Source organism: Psychromonas sp. B3M02 (genome assembly GCF_003318165.1).
GTDB lineage: Bacteria > Pseudomonadota > Gammaproteobacteria > Enterobacterales > Psychromonadaceae > Psychromonas.
Window position 1 is genome coordinate 1 of sequence record NZ_QOCB01000021.1, and the last position, 20,589, is coordinate 20,589.

Sequence of the window (20,589 nt, forward strand, 5' to 3'; positions counted from 1 at the left end):
CCAACTGAGCTAATCGCCCACTTCAAGTTTCATAGTTTTAGTTCTTATGAGGAACCAGTAATATGGTGGGCGATACTGGGTTCGAACCAGTGACCCTCGCCTTGTAAGGGCGATGCTCTCCCAACTGAGCTAATCGCCCATATTACTTATAACAACTGCTTTACTGCTCTGCCGTTGTTTGTGGGGCGTATTATAGGGATAGCCTTTTTTCAGTCAAGACCTTTTTGAATAAAATTGTACTTTTTTAACTGACTGCTCAAAGGGTAAACAACAAACGCTTAATATTTGTAAATTATAGCATTTTATGGGGCAAAATTGGTTTGTTGGCAAATAGTTAATGTAATTAGATAGCTTTCCGTTAAAATATGCGCACTATTCTTCAAGCTGTATTATAAGGAAGCTTTTTAATGACTGTTAAAACTCGTTTTGCCCCTAGCCCTACCGGCTACTTACACGTTGGTGGCGCACGTACTGCACTATATTCATGGTTACACGCTAAAAGTAAAGGTGGTCAATTTGTATTACGTATTGAAGATACGGATATTGAACGCTCTACTCAAGAAGCTGTTGATGCAATATTAGAAGGCATGAAATGGTTAGGTTTAGATTGGGATGAAGGTCCTTACTACCAAACTAAACGTTTCGACCGTTACAACGAAATGGTTGAAAAGCTATTAGCAGAAGACAAAGCTTACAAATGTTATGCACCTAAAACATTATTAGATGAAATTCGTGCCGAGCAAGAAGCGAATAAAGAGATGGCTCGTTACGATGCTAACCATCCTAAAATTGTTGCTGTAAATGCAGCAGCAACGGAAGATCAAGACTGTGTTATTCGTTTCCGTAATCCAAAACAAGGATCTGTTGTTTTTGAGGATGAGATCCGTGGCAAAATCGAAATAGCTAATGATCAACTAGATGATTTGATTATTCGTCGTAGTGACGGTTCACCGACTTACAACTTCTGTGTAGTGGTTGATGATTGGGACATGGGCATTACTAACGTTGTTCGTGGTGAAGACCATATTAATAATACACCTCGTCAAATCAACATCTATGAAGCACTAGGTGCACCCGTACCTTCTTTTGCACATTGTTCAATGATTCTAGGTGATGATGGTGCGAAGCTATCGAAACGTCACGGTGCAGTTTCAGTAATGCAATACCGCGATGAAGGTTTCTTACCTAATGCACTTAATAATTACCTCGTGCGCCTTGGTTGGTCACACGGTGACCAAGAAGTATTCTCTGAACAAGAGATGATTGACCTATTCAGCCTAGATGGCGTGAGTAAATCAGCATCAGCTTTTAATACTGATAAGTTATTATGGTTAAACAACCACTATATCAAAACATCTGATCCAGCTTATGTAGCAGAACACCTTCAATGGCACATGGATCAGCAAAATATTGATACAAGTAATGGCCCAGCCTTAACAGAAGTAGTGACAGCATTAGCAGAGCGTGCAAAAACATTGGTTGAATTAGCAAGCTCAAGCCGTTACTTCTATGAAGACTACGAAGAATTTGATGCTACTGCGGCTAAAAAACACCTACGTCCAGTGGCTAAAGAAGCGTTAGTTTTAGTACAAAGTAAACTACAAGCAACTGATGACTGGTCAATGGAAAATTTACATAAGATCATTGAAGACACAGCAACTGAATTAGAAGTAGGTATGGGTAAAGTAGGTATGCCTTTACGTGTTGCTATTACAGGTGCAGGTCAATCGCCATCTCTTGATGTAACCTTAGCCTTAATTGGCCAAGAGCGAAGTGTTGCTCGTATCTCACGTGCTATAGCATTTATTGAAGCACGTGAAAACGCAGCTTAAAATAGCTTAACACTTAAAATTTAAAGCCCATTGATACAGTGCTATCAATGGGCTTTTTATTACCTAAAGTCTAAAGCTTTCTATTTATCGTTTATTAACTGCTTGATTTGCATATAGGTCTTTTGCCAGTCGCTATAATCAATTGCAATCGGAAAAACTTCTCCCGCTACTGTTAAGACTAAAGAGGGAAAACCTTGGATCGGCATCGCCCTACTCCCTGAAATTTCCTCCATTAATTTAGCATTAACCTCTTGGCTAATTAATTGAGTTGCAAAACGTTCACTATCCAAACCAACTTGCTCAGCCAATGCGATTAACGTACTGCTTAAAGAAGGATTTTTAGCTTGTAAGTAATAAGCCTGTTGAATAGCTAACAGCATCTCTTGTTCTTTACCCTCTTCTCTTGCAATTAAACAAGCACGACAAGCAGGATAAGTTGAGCGTTGAGGCTGACATTCAGTCCAAAAGTCAAAGTTAAATTCAGTATCTAATTTAGTATGAATAGTGCGCCAAATACCTTGCAGTGTTTGTTGCAATTCCACAGGCATCACCTGGTCACTATCCGGTGCCAATCCACCTAGTTGGTATTTTATCTCAATGTCATCTTTTGTTAGCATTTTCTCTAGTTGTAACCAGGTTTTCTTAAATCCCCAACACCAACTACACATAGGGTCGTAAACATAGTGTAAAACAGCTTGATTCATAGTTGCTCCTTATCAACCAATGCAACTTGAAAAAAGCACATCGATCATATTTTGACGTAAAACATGAAGCACATAAAAATGATTAGAATAAAAATTCACTTGCTAATGTTATCATGGGCTATTCCCCCTACTATCCATAAAAAACTGTTATTAATCAATCAAGGGGGCTATTTAATTATTCATAGGACCATGTTTTGGCACAACTTTATTTTTATTATTCTGCAATGAATGCAGGGAAATCGACTTCTTTACTCCAATCTTCTTATAACTATCGAGAGCGAGGAATGAATACCTATGTATTAACAGCAGCAATTGATGACCGATCAGGTGTAGGTAAAGTATCGTCGCGTATTGGTATAGAAAGTGATGCTCATATCTTTAATGAACAAGACAATCTAGCTGAAATGATTGCAGAAGTGCATCAACAAAATAAACAACACTGTATCTTAATTGATGAGTCTCAATTCCTCAGTAAAGAACAAGTTAGACAACTCACCTATGTGGTGGATATTTTAGACATCCCAGTACTATGCTACGGCATAAAAACCGATTTTAAAGGAGAGTTATTTCCTGGTAGCCAATATTTACTAGCATGGGCAGATAAATTAATAGAGCTAAAAACTATTTGTCACTGTGGTCGCAAAGCCAATATGATTTTACGTATGGATGGCAATGGTAATGTAATGCATGAAGGTGCACAAGTAGAGATAGGCGGAAACGAAACTTATGTCTCCGTATGCCGTAAACACTTCAGAAAAGAGTTCTGGGATAAATAAGACCAATTGCATTAAGTAATTTTGCGCAGGAGAAATGACTTAATTCAAGGCGAAAATTACAACGAAGAAGTAAGTTATTTTAACAAGCAAAATAGATCAGTTACTTAGTGTGATTGGTTTAACTTAAAGGCATAAAAAAAGCGGCTTATAAAAGCCGCTTCTAAATCACTTAATAAGATGCCTTAGCATCAATATAGATTATTGACCTGCGTATGTAATATCAGCATTGTTCAGTAATGAAGTAATTAACGCCTGGTATGTTGCATCTGACGTACTACGTTGTAACATAGTTGTTAGCTGCGTTTGCGTTTCTTCTTCTACTTGATCCGCGTCTTGCTCAATCACATCAGATAACTCAATCACAGCAAAATCACCCTGTGCCGTACCAACATAATCACGTGTAACCTGATCTGCTTCAGGTTTTGCTAGTTGGAATAAGCGTTGAATAATTTGCGTGTCGTAATCACGGCTGTAACGCGCTAAGGTCAGTGGTGCTGTAAAGGCTAAGTCTTTAGCTTGTAAATCACTATCAATTGACTCACCCGCATTCAGTTTAGTCATTAAAGACTCAACAAATTGCTTCGCGGCTTCAGCCGACTTCTGCTCTTCTAACTGTACAGTAATTTGCTCAGTTACCTCAGCAAGCGGTTTTGTTGCAGCTTCTTGGTAATCTTTCACACGTACCACAATCGCTTTAGAGTCAGAGATATCAATTACTTCAGAGTTCAGACCTTCAGCACGGAAGTTTTCATCAAACACTTGGCTTAATAGGTCACGAGAATCTAGTTCACTTGGCACATTAGCACTTGAGAATAAACCACTCTCTTGGATCTCAACACCCACTTCAGCAGATGCTTCTTCTAAGCTATCAGGAGACTCAAAAGCCACTTCGCTTAGACGTTGGTATAGATCGTCAAAAATGCTTCTCACTTTTTCATTTTTCAATGCAACTTCAATTTGAGACTGCACTTCACTTAATGGGCGAGGTGTATTCTCTTGTGCATCAATTAACTTAATAATGTGGTAACCAAACTCAGATTTAACAACATCTGAAATAGGCGATGCTTCAGTTAAAGCAAATGCGCTTGAATCAAAAGCAGGATCCATTACACCACGCTCAAACCAATCTAGCTCACCGTCATTCTTAGCAGAGTACACATCTTCTGATTTAGTTTTTGCTAATTCAGCAAAGTCAGCACCAGATTTCACTTCAGCTAAAATAGCTTCTGCTTTAGCTTTCGCTTCATCAGAATCACCTTCAATAAAGATGTGCGCTACTTTACGGCGCTCTACTTGTTGGTAATCAGACTTGTGTAAGTCGTAGTAATCTTGAATATCTTGCTCAGTCACATTCACTTCAGACGTTAATGTATCAGCGTCTAATAAAATGTATTCAACATTCACTTGCTCAGGGCTTTGGAATGCTTGACTATTGTCAGCATAATACGCTTCAATATCTTGGTCCGTTACACTTGCATCAGCTACAAAATCAGCACTATCAACATTTAAGATACGAGCAACACGTTGCTGACCTTGTAATTTGCTTGTTTGTGCAACTTCTGAAGGTAAAACAAACTCACTGCCTACTAATGTTTGTAACAACTGTACACGTACTAAATCAGTCTTAAAGTTAGCGCTGAACTGTGCAGGTGACAGATTGTTATTACGTAACAGAGAAAGGTAAAGATTGTTATCAAACTTACCATCAACTTGAAAATCAGGCATGTTACGAATCGCTTCTTTAACTTGCTCATCACCAACACGTAATCCCATATCCGCAACAGCCTGTGCCACTAGACGTTCAGTGATCAAAGTCTGTGTCGCTTGCGCACGTACTTGTTGTGCAAAGTTAGGGTTAGAGGCTAATAGTTCAAATTGCTCACCGTATTGTTGTTGTAAGCGCGCTCTTTCATTTTGATAAGCTTGTTCGACACTTTGTTGTGAAATATCTTCGCCATTGACAGTCACAGCAGCATCCACTGATGACGTACCTAAATAGCTACTCACCCCTGCTAAAGCAAAAGAGAGGATGATCACAATTAAAATACTTTTAGCGACGACGCCTTGCGACCCTTCGCGCATTCTTTCTAACATAATATTTTACTCTTTAAGACTAAAAACAAAAAAAGCGCATCATAGGACGCGCTTAATACATGGAAGAGCTAATAAACGCTTAAGCGTTGATAGCATCTTTCAATGATTTACCCGCTTTAAATGCAGGTACTTTTGCAGCTGCGATTTCGATTGGTTCGTTAGTTTGTGGATTACGACCTGTACGAGCAGCACGTTCTTTAACTGAGAAAGCACCAAAACCGATTAGAGATACGCTGTCGCCTTCAACTAAAGCCGTTGTTACGCTTTCGATAAATGCATCTAATGCACGGCCAGCAGCCGCTTTAGAAATGTCTGCGCTTTCAGCGATGTTATCGATTAATTGTCCTTTATTCATTTGTAAATCCCCTGTTTATAATAATTGGTGCTATCTTCATCTTGAGTGGCACATTGTAAAAAACTTGAGCTAGGCTACTTCTCTATTCAAATTCAAGCAAGTAAATTTCAATAAAATTAGCGAACTAGCCCGTATTGTATGCGATTAATCACCTATTTGGCGTTTTTTTCAACAGAAAAACCGGTGATACTATCTTGTAAGGCAACTTCTAATACTTCATCAATCCAGCGTACGGGCTTGATTTCAAGTTGGTCTTTAATATTATCAGGGATTTCCTCTAAGTCACGTGTATTTTCAAACGGAATTAATACCGTTTTAATACCTCCACGACGCGCTGCTAATAACTTCTCTTTTAAACCACCAATAGGCAGTACTTCACCACGTAACGTAATTTCACCTGTCATCGCCACATCAGCTCGTACAGGAATACCCGTTAGGCTTGAAATAAGCACAGTACACATTGCTGCGCCCGCACTTGGGCCATCTTTAGGTGTTGCACCTTCAGGAACGTGTACATGGATATCACGCTTCTCATGAAAGTCACTGTTAATGCGCCACTCTTCTGATTTAGCACGGACCACTGTCATCGCTGCTTGAATAGACTCTTTCATCACATCGCCCAATGAACCGGTATAAGTTAACTTACCTTTACCCGGCACAGAGGTTGCTTCAATGGTCAATAGATCACCACCCACAGATGTCCATGCTAAGCCAGTCACTTGGCCAACTTGGTTAGCAGAATCTGCTTTACCAAAGTCATAACGACGAACACCTAGGTAATCCTTCAAGTTATCGATGGTCACATCAATCTTTTTCAGACTCTTGTCTAATAAGATATCTTTCACCACTTTACGACAGATTTTAGAGATTTCACGCTCTAGAGCACGCACACCCGCTTCACGCGTGTAGTAACGTACAATACCAATGATTGCACTGTCATCAATGGTAATTTCACTCTCTTTTAAGCCATTACGTTTAATCTGTTTACTTAAAAGATGTTGGTTAGCGATGTTTAACTTTTCATCTTCTGTGTAACCAGAAAGATTGATCACTTCCATACGGTCCAATAATGGGCCAGGAATATTCATTGAGTTAGAGGTTGCCACAAACATAACGTCAGACAAGTCATAATCAACTTCAAGGTAATGGTCATTAAAGCTATTATTTTGCTCAGGATCCAACACTTCTAACAATGCAGAAGCCGGATCGCCACGCATATCTGACGCCATCTTATCGATTTCATCTAATAAAAATAATGGGTTTTTAACACCCACTTTGGTCATTTTTTGAATCAGTTTACCCGGTAATGAACCGATGTAAGTACGACGGTGACCTCGAATTTCTGCTTCATCACGTACACCACCTAATGCCATACGCACATATTTACGACCAGTTGAGCGCGCAATTGACTGACCTAAAGAGGTTTTACCCACACCAGGAGGCCCTACAAGGCATAAAATAGGCCCTTTTAACTTATTGATACGTGTTTGCACCGCTAAGTACTCTAAGATGCGCTCTTTGACCTTTTCAAGGCCATGATGGTCTTGGTCTAGGATCTCTTGTGCTTTTGCTAAATTCTTTTTAACTGGGCTACGTTTCTTCCAAGGCACATTCACTAAGCTTTCGATGTAAGTGCGGATAACACTTGCTTCAGATGACATTGGTGACATCATTTTTAGCTTTTTAAGTTCAGATAACGCTTTCTCTTTTGCCTCAGCAGACATACCAGCTGATTCGATTTTTTCAGCAAGTTGGTCAAGGTCACTTTGACCTTCTTCGTTATCACCCAACTCTTTTTGAATCGCCTTCATTTGCTCGTTAAGGTAATATTCGCGCTGACTGCGTTCCATCTGCTTTTTAACACGGCTACGGATACGCTTTTCAACTTTCAAAATATCTTCTTCGTTTTCCATCATACCCATCAGGTATTCAAAACGTTCCGTTACATTGGTTAATTCTAATGCAGCTTGTTTATCTTCTAAGCTTAATGGCATGTGCGCAGCAATCGTGTCTGCAAGACGCTCAGGCTCATCAATTCCGTTCACTGATGCTAATACTTCAGGTGGAATTTTTTTGTTTAGTTTAATGTATGACTCAAACTGACCCAGTACGCTTCTAACTAGCGCCTCTTCCTCTTTTTCGTCAACACCTTCACTTTCTAACAATTCAATTTCAGAAAAGAAATACTCTTCATTATCGATATTACGAACGATGTTAGCGCGTTGCACCCCCTCTACTAATACTTTTACCGTACCATCTGGTAGTTTTAGTAGTTGTAAAATATTCGCCACTGTACCCACTGGGTACAAGTCTTCAATTTTAGGGTCATCTAAGGTTGCTTCAGTTTGTGCAACTAATAGGACTTTTTTGCCCTGTTCCATAGCCGCTTCTAAGCAGCTGATTGATTTTTTTCTACCGACAAATAATGGGATAACCATGTGCGGATAAACGACAACATCACGAAGTGGTAAGACAGGTAATGTCAACAGCTGATCTGTTTCTAATTTCATATTGTCCCCGGAAAAAGTATTGAAAATGGATAGATAAATAATGACAAGTCGAAAAATGACACAGCTCAACTCGCTATAAAAAATCGTAAGTAAGAATAATATTGGGGATGATTTGTTTTTTTTCAAGCATATAAACAAAAAAAGAGAGCTAAAAGCTCCCTTTTTTTAATTTACAGTAACTAACTGCTTATTTATCAGACGATACGCGTTTAGCTTCATCTTCAGAATAGATTAATAATGGCGCAGAATCACCTACAATCACACCTTCATCTACGACAACTTTCGTTACGTTTTCAACCGATGGTAAATCGTACATGGTATCCAATAACACAGCTTCAACAATAGATCGTAAACCACGTGCACCGGTTTTACGACTCATAGCTTTCTTAGCCATTGCAGTCAATGCTTCAGGACGGAACTCAAGCTCAACATCTTCTAAGCCAAATAAAGCCGCATATTGTTTTGTAATTGCATTTTTAGGTGCAGTTAAAATTTCAACTAATGCTTCTTCATCTAATTCAGTCAACGTCGCGACAACTGGTAAACGACCGATGAACTCAGGAATAAGACCGTATTTCGCTAAATCTTGAGGCTCAACTTTCTTGAAAGTATCGCTTAATGATTCTTTGTTGTCTTTATCTTTAACAGTTGCACCAAAACCAATGCCAGCACCAGTATCAATACGCTGTTCGATAATGCCATCTAAACCAGAGAATGCACCACCGCAGATAAATAAGATCTTCGAGGTATCCACTTGGATAAACTCTTGGTTTGGATGCTTACGCCCACCTTGTGGAGGAATAGAAGCAACTGTACCTTCAATCAATTTCAATAACGCTTGTTGGACACCTTCACCTGATACATCGCGAGTAATTGATGGGTTTTCAGATTTACGCGTAATTTTATCGATTTCATCGATGTAAATAATGCCGCGCTGTGCTTTCTCAGGGTCGTAATCACATTTCTGTAATAACTTCTGAATGATGTTCTCAACATCTTCACCCACATAACCCGCTTCAGTTAATGTCGTTGCGTCAGCCATAGTGAAAGGCACATCTAATAAACGCGCCATGGTTTCAGCCAATAGTGTTTTACCACTACCCGTTGGACCAATCAGCAAGATATTTGATTTACTTAATTCAACACCGTCTGCAACATCACCATGTTTTAAACGTTTGTAGTGGTTGTAAACTGCTACTGAAAGTACTTTCTTAGCAAGGTCTTGACCAATAACATAATCATCTAAAGAGGCACGAATTTCATGTGGCGTTGGTAATTTTTTCTTACTGCTTTCTGTATCAGTAGTACTTGTTAACTCTGCGATCTCTTCTTTAATGATGTCGTCACACAGGTCAACACACTCATTACAGATGTACACAGAAGGTCCTGCAATCAGTTTTTTAACTTCATGCTGACTTTTACCACAGAACGAACAATACAATAGACTGCTGTTATTAGCGTCATTGTTATTTTTATCCGACATAGTTATCTATACCTCTCAATTATTTTCTACGCGTTAAAACAGAGTCTACAATACCGTAGTCCACTGCTTCTTGTGCACGCATAAAGTTATCACGGTCTGTATCACGCGCAATAATTTCAATATCTTTACCAGTATGGAATGCTAATAACTCATTCATACGTTGTTTTGTTGCAATAATCTCTTTGGCATGAATCTCAAAGTCAGATGCTTGACCTTGGAAACCACCTAAAGGTTGATGGATCATTACTTTAGCGTTAGGCAATACATGACGCTTACCTTCTGCACCACTTGCTAATAGGAATGCGCCCATACTTGCTGCCATCCCCATACAAATAGTACTTACATCAGGTTTAATAAACTGCATAGTATCGTAAATCGCCATACCAGCACTGATTGAACCACCTGGTGAGTTAATGTAGATGTAAATATCTTTCTCTGTGCTTTCAGATTCTAAGAATAATAACTGAGCAGAGATCAAGTTTGCCATGTGATCTTCTACAGGGCCCGTTAAAAAGATAACACGCTCTTTTAATAGTCGAGAATAGATATCATATGAACGCTCACCTTTTGCCGTTTGTTCAACAACCATAGGGATAAGTGCGTTACTAATTTGTTCCGTATTTCCAGCAAATGGGTTAGTCATATTCCATCCTAAATTATAATTATTTATTGTGTCTACCAAAAATGAAAATGGCCCGAGTGAAATCACTCGAGCCATTGAAATATATAACCAATTGAATTAATAGTTGAAAACTATTAAGCAGCAGGTTTGTTCATCACTTCATCAAACGATTTTTTCACTTCAGTTACTTTAGCTTTTTCAATGATAAAATCAACTGCTTGCTCTTCTAATGCAACATTTTCCATGTTTTGCATTAGCTCTTTGTTATTTTTGTAGTATTCAACAACTTCAGCAGGGTTTTCGTAAGCAGATGCAGCGTTCTCAATTAATGCAGAAACTTTATCTTGGTCAACTTTTAATTCGTTAACTTTAATCACTTCACCTAATAGTAGACCTACTTTTACGCGCTTTTCAGCTTGCTCAGAAAATAATTCTGCTGGTAGCTCAGGTAAGTTGTTTGGATCCATTTCTTTACCGTAACGTTCCATAGCTTGCTTACGTAAAACGTTCACTTCGCTTTCAACTAATGCTTTTGGTACTTCAACTTCGTTGTTTTCAACTAATGCAGTTAATACGTTATCTTTAGCAGTGTTTTTAACTACTTGATCAAGTTCACGTTGCATGTTTTTCTTAACGTCAGCTTTTAGTACTTCTAGGTCACCGCTTTCAACGCCAAATTTCTTAACGAACTCTTCAGTTAGTTCAGGAAGAATTTGTTGCTCAACTTTAGTTAGGTTGATTGCGAATTGTGCAACTTTACCTTTTAACTGTTCAGCATGGTAATCTTCAGGGAAAGTTACGTCGATTGAGAACTCTTCACCTGTTTTGTGGCCAAGAATACCAGATTCAAAACCAGGAATCATACGGTCACTACCTAGTACGATTTGGAAGCCTTCAGCTTTACCGCCTTCGAATAGTTCACCGTCGATAGAACCTTCGAAATCAACCGTTACTTGGTCATCTTTCTTAGATTTACGTTTAACTTCTTTCCACTCAGCGTGTTGCTTTTGTAGCGTAACTAACATGTTATCTAGGTCAGCATCTTCGATTGAAGTAGATACTGTTTCAACAGCTAGCTCTTCTAATGCATTAAGTGCTACTTCTGGGTAGATTTCGAATGTAGCAGTGAAAACAAAGTCTTCGCCTTTTTTACGCGGTTGTGGTGCAACAGCAGGTGCGCCAGCTGGGTTTAGTTTTTCAGCTACGATTGCTTCGTAAAAGTTACGCTGCATTACTTCGCCACCAACTTCTTGCTCGATAGCAGCACCGAAACGCTTAGCGATAACTGATGCAGGTACTTTACCTGGGCGGAAGCCATCAACACGTTGTGTTTTAGATAGGTGACGGATACGACCATCAAACTCTTTATCATATGCTTCAGCGGCAACAGTAATTGTTAATACGCGCTCTAGACCTTGTGTAGATTCAACAGAAACTTGCATTGTATTTCCTTTATCTTTTACATTAAAAATTGTTTTTACTGACAAAAGTAATATCCATTACTTTCATCACTAAGGTGTAATTGCGTGGACTACCGCATTATAAAAATGACACCTTAATTAAAAATTAGTTTGTAATTTCTATGGTGAAATTTAAGACGCGCCATTATAGACACTGTTATGGCGATAGTCGATAGGCAGTCCACAGGAAAAATGACATGCACCCGCTATTTTTAATAGATCCGCGCTTATTTCGCACAATTTTAAGTGATTTAATAAGATTAACGGATTAAATTGATGTTTATCAGCACTTAACAACTGTTCAATAGTTATACAAAAGTGCTTATTTTGACGCCAGTAAAACGTGAAAATGCTAGCTAAAACCGTTCGAATATTGATGATAAAAAAGGGTTTCAAAGGGAATTGATAAGTACTGTTTAACCAATAAAAAAGATGAGATTATCGCGCAGTGATATATTAATAAATAAAACAAGATTTAATCGATTTAGATTAAATCTTGTTAATGCTCAATATAAGTGAAGAGCTTAGTGTAATAAAAGCGAGTCAACAAAGAAGCCTTTTACACCTGAAAAGACAATTTGAGCGCCGATTGCAGATACAAATAATCCAGTGATTTTAGGCAAGACTTCCAGCCCTTGTTGCCCAAGTAGCTGTTGAATTTTGTTGGAAAAGAGCAATACGGCTGCAATTGATATAACAGCAGCAATAAGCGAAGCAATTACACTCATAAAATCAGTAAAGCTTTCTAATTCAGCGCCAATCACCATTAAAATACCAATCACACCAGGGCCAATAGCAACAGGAATCGCTAAGGGTACGATCGCAAAATCACCGCCACGCTTATTAGTCCCCTCAGGCATTTCTGTATCGCCTTTAATCATTTCTAAGGCACTTAAAAACAACACAGTTCCTGCACCTATTTTAAAGGCATCCAAGGTAATACCAAATAAACTAAAGATATATTGACCAAAAATCAAAAAGACTAAGCTAATAATCAATACTGTAATACTCAGTTTCAAAATCACCCGCTTCTTTTCACTTGAGTTAAGGCTTTTACTCAAGATCAAAAATACAGACAACACAAAAAATGGTGTCATCATAAAAAAAAGTTTTAAATAAAGGGTAATAAACTGTTCCATCTACATTCTCATTTGCAATTAAAAGTTAACCTAAACACAACGCTAGGAATTTTCAGCGCGATGCTAACACAGAGTGATTTGCAAGATCTTTAATTATTTAAAAGAAAGTGAATAGAAGTGATTAAACCCAAGTTGAAGTACAGATTGCAAAAACAGCAATGATTAAGCAAAGCTTGATTTTGGGGGCGAAGGCTTTAGCCTTCCTGTATGCGAGTCATCGCATGCAGGTATAAGCCAAGATGAGCAAAGCGAACCAATATGTTACTCAAAACATAAAAATTCAAAAAAAGCAGGCTGAAAAAAGGAACCACAGAGTGCTTCCGTTCAATACACAAGCCTGTCGGCTAATTTCACCCAGCGCCCCGTAAAAGATGCTTCGTAGTTTTAAAATGACTTTCATCGTTAATCAATACCAAAAGCGACAGCGATTAAGCGAAGCTTGATTTTGGAGCGAAGGCTTTAGCCTTCCTGTAGGCGAGTCATCGTATGCAGGTATAAGCCAAGATGCGCAAAACGAACTAATATGTTACGTAAAACATAAAAATTCAAAGCAAGCAGGCTAAAGCCAGCGCCCCTAAGAAGATATTTCGTTTAATTGCACTGAGTTAGCTAGGACAGGCTGAAAAAAGGAACCACAGAGTACTTTCGTTCAATACACTAGCCTGTCGGCTAATTTCACCCAGCGCCCCGTAAAAGATGTTTCGTTTAATTGTTTTGGGGGCGAAGGCTTTAGCCTTCCTGTATGCGAGTCATCGCATGCAGGTGTAAGTCATGATGAGCAAAACGAACCAATATATTGCTCAAAACATAAAAATTCAAAACAAGCAGGCTGAAAAAAGGAACCACAGAGTGCTTCCGTTCATTACACTAGCCTGTCGGCTAATTTCACCCAGCGCACCGTAAAAGGTGTTTCGTTTAAGTATTTTGGGGCGAAGGCTTTAGCCTTCCTGTATGCGAGTCATCGCAGGCAGGTATAAGCCAAGATGAGCAAAGCAACCAGTATGTTACGTAAAACATAAAAATTCCAAACAAGCAGGCTGAAGCCAGCGCCCCTAAGAAGATATTTCGTTTAATTGCACTGAGTTAGCTAGGACAAGCTGAAAAAAGGAACCACAGAGTACTTCCGTTCAATACACTAGCCTGTCGGCTAATTTCACCCAGCGCCCCTTTAAAGGTGTTTCGTTTAATGGCCTTGAGTTAACTAAAGCTATGTCAAGGCCACAAAACTAGCTGATACTATCGATGCTAGATCTTCCGCATTTAATTGAATTTCCAAACCACGTTTACCAGCACTAACATAAATATCAGAAAAGGCATTCGCGCTTTCATCTATCACAGTGGGTAGTTGTTTTTTCTGACCTAAAGGGCTGACGCCCCCCAATACATAACCCGATGAACGAAGCACATCATTTTTATTCGCCATCTGCGCTTTCTTGCCCTTTAACGCACTTGCAACAGCTTTCAAATTTAACTGTTTGGTCACAGGTAAGATGGCAACAACTAACTGCTTATCAACCTCCACCACTAACGTTTTAAAGACTTGATGTGGATCCACATTCATCTTTTCAGCGGCTTCTAACCCATAAGACTCATTTTTTTTGTCATGTTTATATTGATGTACTTGGAACTTGATATTATGTTTTTCAGCCACTTTAATTGCTGGAGTCATATTATTCCCTATCTCTACTTTATTGATACTAACGTCAATAAATCCCTATTCAATGAGCAGATAATCGCTCTGTTAAACGGCTATTTCTGCTTGCTCGATTTCTTACCGAGCTTGCTACTAAGGCTAAGTCAGCGATCAATGTTAAACGTTTTTTAGCACGCGTAATACCCGTATAAATTAACTCTCGATTCATGACAGGTAAAGCATAATCAGGTAAGGCTAACAAGGTATGCTTAAACTCAGAGCCTTGGCTTTTATGCACTGTCATCGCAAATACTGTTTGGTGTGCAGGTAAACGACTTGGCTGAAAATCAGAAACGCTGCCATCGGGCATCACAAAATAAACTCTTAACTGCCCGTGTTCATCTTCTAAACACAAACCAATATCCCCATTAAACAAACCAAGATGATAACTGTTTTCGGTCACCATCACTGGACGCCCCACATACCAGGTTTGTGTCATATCAAAACGGCGCATCAGTAAACCTGCTTTTTGTAATAATTTTTCACAGCGATGGTTTAATGTATCCACCCCCCATTCTTGCTCACGAGTCGCACACAATATTTTAAAATCATTGAAAGCATTCAACAAGGTTTTGGCTTTATCACGGTTACCTTGGTGAATGACGCATAACTCAGAGAGGTATGGCTTATAGCCTTCCACGACTAAACGTTCAAAATCAGCAGCGTTATCTGCATCGTTGGCATAATAAGCAAGGTCATCATATTGTTCACATAAGGCTGATAATTTAGCCGCAGTGACACCTCCTTTATTCACTGCGCTGGCTAAATAACCAATGCCAGAAAATTGATCAAATCGGTAACTTTTTCTCAATAAGCATAAATTATCAGACATAGTCGCTTGCGCATGTTTGCCCTGTGATAATAAACAATCAAAGCCGGTTAACTCTGCTAATTGTTGCGCTTTTTGTTGGCTGTAACCTAATTCAATAAACGAACAAATATCACCTAGTACAGCCCCTGCTTCCACTGATGCTAACTGGTCTTTATCGCCTAACAAAATTAAACGAGCATGGTCCGGTAACGCACTAAGCAATTTTGCCATTAAAGGTAAATCAACCATCGAGGCTTCATCCACCAGCAGTAAATCCAAGGTTAACTGATTGCCTGCATGATGACGAAAATGCGCACTGTTATTGCGCACACCTAATAATCGATGGATAGTACTGGCATCCGTTGGAATATTAGGGGCTTTCTGACCATCCATGAGATTACCTAAATCTAACTCCTCTAAGGCATTGGTGATCGACTCAGTTAGTCGCGCCGCCGCTTTACCTGTTGGTGCAACCATCTTAATCATCAAATCAGGTTGGGCATTTAATAGTAGCGCTAATAATTTAACAACCGTGGTGGTTTTACCGGTCCCTGGGCCACCTGAAATAATACAACGTGCCGAAGTTAACGCTAATGCTGCGCTGATTTTTTGCCAATCACAGCGTACTTTATTCGGGATTAATGATTCCAATAACACTAAATCTTTTGCTGAACCTGCATGATGAAAACATTGTGTAACTGCAGACCAATCAACAGATGTGCTATCAACAACATCCAGGTATTTTTCACATAACATTTGAATGGATTGATGGGTATCGGTTTGCCATGCATCCCATATAAATCCATATTGTGGTGTAAACAGTTTTTCTAAATAACCTTTACTTGCGACATCCACTTGAATAGGAATTGGTTGCAGTAATTTATCGGAAATCAATTGTTCAAATTCCGCATAACGGGCCATAAATAATGCTGAATATTGCAACCTTAATGGCGCGTCATCTCCACAACACAGACTCTCGTTTAATTGATAATGGGCTTGTTGTTGATCATGGAAAATACAGGACACATTTAAACGCTCACTTTCTTGTTGTGAGTCCAACGCTAATTGCAAACAGTGTTGATGGAACAATCCGCCCATTTTATCAATAGGTAAACAGATATGACCGCCACCTAGCTGTTGGCTGGTCAGTGCCGCCGCTAATTGCATCAAATTATCAGCGCCTAATTCCGCCATAAACTTGGCAAAGTGAAAATCGATAGGTCGAATTTGCTGATTTAACTGACACTTTTTTAACAGCGTTAACATACTATGTTCCGTTGGCATCACCGTTGCCGATTCTGGGCTTGATGGTATTGATTGCTCTAACATGACAACTCCTCCTGCAACATCTCAGCCGTTAGTTCGCCGCTTAATAACTTATCCAATTTATCAATTAACTCAAACTTAGGTTTAGTGAAATAAACACCTGCGTCTTTATCACCTTGCATACCACGCAAGAAGGTATAAAACACGCCGCCCACATGTGTTTCATAGTCATAATCAGCTAAACGAGAACGTAATAATCGATGTAACGCTAAAGTATAAAGCTGATATTGGAAATCATAACGATGTTCAATAATCGCTTCCGACATCGCTTGTTGACTGTAATCTGCCAACTCATCCCCTAAATAGTTTGATTTATAATCGAGTACAAAATATTGGCCTTGGTACTCAAACGTTAAATCGATAAACCCTTTTAACATGCCTTGCACTTGATTGAACTGCAATGACCCTGCCTGTGCAGATAAAGGATCGTAATGTGCAATTAAACGATTAACTGAGCTCGCTTCAATAGGTTTCATTGGAATAAAGAACTGCATCTCGACCTTTTTCTGCGCTTCACTCAACTGAGATAAGAATAAATCAGGGTAAAGATCCGGCGTTAATCGATGCGCTAAGATATTCTCAATCCACTGGCTAACAATAGGAACCCACTGTTCAGGATCTTCGTAATTATTGACCGTCAATCGTTCCTGTAACCAAGGAATCAACTGCTCAGATGGACTGTCTTGGAAATCTATCTCTTCAAAAAGTTCATGCAAAAACGTACCGTGCTTTGCCCCTCTCGGGAAACTAAACACATTCTTTTCTGGCACTTCAGGCGTTAACAATGGTAATTCATTGCTAACCACTGGCAATTCAGCACGCTCTTCTGGAATTTTTTTAGTTTGTTTATCTTCTATCGTAGGTGCCGTATGAAAACGCGATAAAGCAGAGTAACTAGTTACCCACCAGTTTTTTTCAATCACACCAGCAAACTGCTTAGGTGCAATTAACTGATCGGGCGATTGCGTGGCCACTTGATAGGTTTCACTTGGTAACTCTGGTGCATGACGAATACCAATGTTATCCGACTGCTGACACACACCTTGTAATAAACGTACCAAGCTTTGGTCATCACCGGCTTGTAACTCTTCACCCGCTTTAATGGTCAAATAGCCCAAGGCACTTTTGGTTAATGGCGAGGCTTTCGTTCGACCTTTTTTATAAGGTCCAATGCCTAAATAACAACGATAAACACTGCGTGTTAAGCCTACATATAACAAACGGATATCCTCTGCTAGCAGCTCTTTTTCAGTATGCTCTTTGCTGGTTTCACCGCCATCAAGGTCAAACACCAAACGCTGCTTTTCATCATGAAATAAGTACTCTTTGGGTTCACGATATAAACCACTAAAAGGAATAAATACAATATCGTATTCCAGCCCCTTCGATTTATGTAGCGTGCTGACTTGCACCAACGACTTTTCACTTTCTAAACGTTGCTTTTGTTCACCTTGTTCGTTTTTAGCATTGCTAATTTGCTCGCTAAACCAACGTACTAAAGCAAATGCCCCTTCATAGACCATGCTATTTTTTTGCAATAATTCAGCAAGGTGTAATAAATCCGTTAAAGCACGTTCACCTTGGCTTTGTGTTAACAAATGCGCACTAATACCTTGCTCATGGAAACATTGTTGCAGCATCACTAAAATGCCACTCTCTTCCCACAGGGTTTTATAACGGGCAAAGTCGGCAATCTTGCTTTCCCAACTAGCCGTTTCAGAGAAAGTATTATGTACTTCTAAAGGGGTCAGCGAAAACAGCTTACAGGCAATGGCTGATCGTAAATAACGTTCATTACTTGGGTGTAAACAAGCGTTTAAAACACGTAATAAATCCTGCGCTAAAACACTGGCAAACACACTCTCTTTAAGTGACAAATACACGCTATTAATATTCTCTTCCAATAGCGCTTTACGAATAATATTGGCTTCATTACCGGTTCTCACTAACACTGATATATTGTTAGCATGAATAGGATGATGATTACCGTCTGTGTCTTCTAAATAAGCCTGATTTTGTTGCGACAACAAAAGCAAGGCTTTAATTTCATTGACTGTTGCCTGTGCACTTTCATGGCGAAAAGCATCACTACTCAAGGCCCCTTTTACATGCAAGAACTGTAATGCAGTCTGCTGATCATCATCGGGATTATTCACCACTAACTTTTTACGTTTAATCGGTGGCGCTTGTACAGGATGAAAAGGAATATCCTGGTCGTAAATAAAGGGTGCAATTTTATGTTGGAAAAAACCATTCACCGCATCAATCATCTCTGCGCTAGAACGATAGTTATTATCCAAACTGTAATGGGCGGACACCGCATTACGCGCTTTCATATAGGTGAAGATATCTGCACCACGGAAACTATAAATCGCCTGTTTAGGATCGCCAATCATAAACAAACCAAAAGCGGTTGCTGGACTAACTGGATCAGACTCCTCATTAACCACCGTTTCAGCTTGCTGATAAATCGTATCAAAAATACGGTATTGCACTGGGTCGGTATCTTGGAACTCATCAATCAAGGCAATCGGATATTGCTGCTTTATCTGCTCGGCTAAATGCCCATCAGCAGAACCTTGTAACGCTACATCCAAACGCGTCAGTAAGTCATCAAAACCTAATAACATGTGTTGCTGTTTAGTTTTTTGCAGATTGTCTCGCACCCAATGCGTGGCTTTAATCAGCAAGGTATTTTTAAGGGAGATATCCTGCGCTAACAAAGACTCAATTAAGGCAAAAGTAGCATGCGTCGGTGGCTCGCCTTTTTTGGTTTTAGTGATCAACTCCGACTGTGAAAACTTCAGCAGATTTTTAGGCAAGGTTAAATCAAAGCTTTCCGTTGCCGCCCACTCACAGACTTGCTCAAACCACTTCGGTAAATATCGTTTACTGTAACTGCGTTTATCGATACCTGAATATTCAATAATATCTAAATAATCATCTTTATCGGCATTCCAAGCTTGTTTCACCTTAGCAATAGCATTTAAGCCTTGCTCATATTTACTTTGGAAATCAAAATCAGTGATGTTCGGAATAAAGGTTAAATCATTACGTGATAACCATTGCTGCAACTCTCTTTTCAACGCTTCAGGGTGTGCCCAGTAGCTGTAAATAATCGCGGTTAAGGGCGTTGATAATTGATAAAAATGTGCACGCCAAAAATCATTACAGGCTTGGCTTAAAATATCTGCATCATCTTCTAATAAGGTTTGCTGAAATAAGCTGCCTGATTCAAAGGCATTTTGTTGCAACATACGCTGACAGAAACCATGAATAGTAAAGATAGAGGCTTCATCCATCTGCAATTCTGCAAAACGTAATAAGCGAATATCATGTTCAAGGTTAGTACTATCGTCAATTAACTGCTGACAATAAGCATCTTTACTGCTGCCTCGCACAAAGGCTAAACGCGTTTCACGGATACGATCACGAATACGACTTCTTAATTCCGCTGTGGCTGCTTCAGTAAAAGTTACTACTAAAATCTTATCCACGGTTAAAGGCGTTTGGTGCGCGGTTTGCCCAGTTAAATCAGCATCATTGGCATCAGCCTGTGTGCCATGACCTAATAACAAGCGAATAAATAAACTGGCAATCGTATAGGTTTTACCCGTGCCCGCAGAGGCTTCAATTAACCGACGCCCGAACAACGGAAAAGTCAGTGCTTGTAAAGGCGTGACCGCAATGCAACCAGCAGGTGAACTGGTGCTATCTTGCAAAGACGCAGGTGCTGATAGGTTATCAGCTTCAATCAATGATAATTGTGTTTCTTCAGTCATGA

Annotated in this window: 13 protein-coding genes and 1 tRNA gene; 2 read left to right on the forward strand and 12 right to left on the reverse strand. The window is 39.4% G+C overall.

The annotated features are described in order from the left end of the window. Positions 1-63: 63 nt before the first annotated feature. Positions 64-139, reverse strand: a tRNA-Val gene (locus DS885_RS02790). 268 nt (positions 140-407) lie between these two features. Between DS885_RS02790 and gltX the strand changes: the two genes are divergently transcribed. After that, entirely contained in the window at positions 408-1,832 is a 1,425-nt protein-coding gene (gltX, locus tag DS885_RS02795; protein WP_113817885.1) for a glutamate--tRNA ligase, read from the forward strand. Between the two features lie 80 nt (positions 1,833-1,912). Here the strand turns inward: gltX and DS885_RS02800 are convergent, their stop codons facing one another. Then, the gene (locus tag DS885_RS02800) at positions 1,913-2,536 is read right to left on the reverse strand and encodes a DsbA family protein (RefSeq protein WP_113817886.1); all 624 of its coding nucleotides are present in this window, start codon (positions 2,534-2,536) and stop codon (positions 1,913-1,915) included. Positions 2,537-2,730: 194 nt separating this feature from the next. On the opposite strand from DS885_RS02800, the gene DS885_RS02805 reads away from it, so the two are divergent. Continuing rightward, positions 2,731-3,312, forward strand: coding sequence for a thymidine kinase (locus DS885_RS02805; RefSeq protein ID WP_113817887.1), 582 nt, complete (start codon positions 2,731-2,733; stop codon positions 3,310-3,312). Between the two features lie 198 nt (positions 3,313-3,510). On the opposite strand, the gene ppiD is transcribed toward DS885_RS02805, so the two are convergent. The 10 genes from ppiD to recB form a co-directional block, all read right to left on the reverse strand. Continuing rightward, a complete protein-coding gene (gene ppiD / locus DS885_RS02810) occupies positions 3,511-5,406 on the reverse strand; it encodes a peptidylprolyl isomerase (protein ID WP_113817888.1) in 1,896 nt (631 codons plus the stop codon). A gap of 79 nt (positions 5,407-5,485) precedes the next feature. Further along, entirely contained in the window at positions 5,486-5,761 is a 276-nt protein-coding gene (locus DS885_RS02815) for an HU family DNA-binding protein (protein WP_113817889.1), read from the reverse strand. A gap of 152 nt (positions 5,762-5,913) precedes the next feature. Beyond that, positions 5,914-8,271, reverse strand: a complete 2,358-nt coding sequence (lon, locus tag DS885_RS02820) for an endopeptidase La (protein WP_113817890.1) — start codon at positions 8,269-8,271, stop codon at positions 5,914-5,916. Between the two features lie 187 nt (positions 8,272-8,458). Beyond that, positions 8,459-9,754, reverse strand: a complete 1,296-nt coding sequence (gene clpX / locus DS885_RS02825; RefSeq protein ID WP_113817891.1) for an ATP-dependent protease ATP-binding subunit ClpX — start codon at positions 9,752-9,754, stop codon at positions 8,459-8,461. 19 nt (positions 9,755-9,773) lie between these two features. Beyond that, entirely contained in the window at positions 9,774-10,397 is a 624-nt protein-coding gene (clpP, locus tag DS885_RS02830) for an ATP-dependent Clp endopeptidase proteolytic subunit ClpP (protein WP_113817892.1), read from the reverse strand. Between the two features lie 113 nt (positions 10,398-10,510). Further along, positions 10,511-11,818, reverse strand: a complete 1,308-nt coding sequence (tig, locus tag DS885_RS02835; RefSeq protein ID WP_113817893.1) for a trigger factor — start codon at positions 11,816-11,818, stop codon at positions 10,511-10,513. 542 nt (positions 11,819-12,360) lie between these two features. Then, a complete protein-coding gene (locus DS885_RS02840; protein ID WP_113817894.1) occupies positions 12,361-12,975 on the reverse strand; it encodes a MarC family protein in 615 nt (204 codons plus the stop codon). Positions 12,976-14,182: 1,207 nt separating this feature from the next. Continuing rightward, the gene (gene ybaK, locus DS885_RS02845) at positions 14,183-14,644 is read right to left on the reverse strand and encodes a Cys-tRNA(Pro) deacylase (protein WP_113817895.1); all 462 of its coding nucleotides are present in this window, start codon (positions 14,642-14,644) and stop codon (positions 14,183-14,185) included. A gap of 49 nt (positions 14,645-14,693) precedes the next feature. Next, positions 14,694-16,808, reverse strand: coding sequence for an exodeoxyribonuclease V subunit alpha (gene recD / locus DS885_RS02850; RefSeq protein WP_258546830.1), 2,115 nt, complete (start codon positions 16,806-16,808; stop codon positions 14,694-14,696). Then, positions 16,802-20,587, reverse strand: a complete 3,786-nt coding sequence (gene recB, locus DS885_RS02855) for an exodeoxyribonuclease V subunit beta (protein ID WP_113817896.1) — start codon at positions 20,585-20,587, stop codon at positions 16,802-16,804. The genes recD and recB overlap by 7 nt, the downstream gene beginning before the upstream one ends. Positions 20,588-20,589 lie beyond the last annotated feature (2 nt).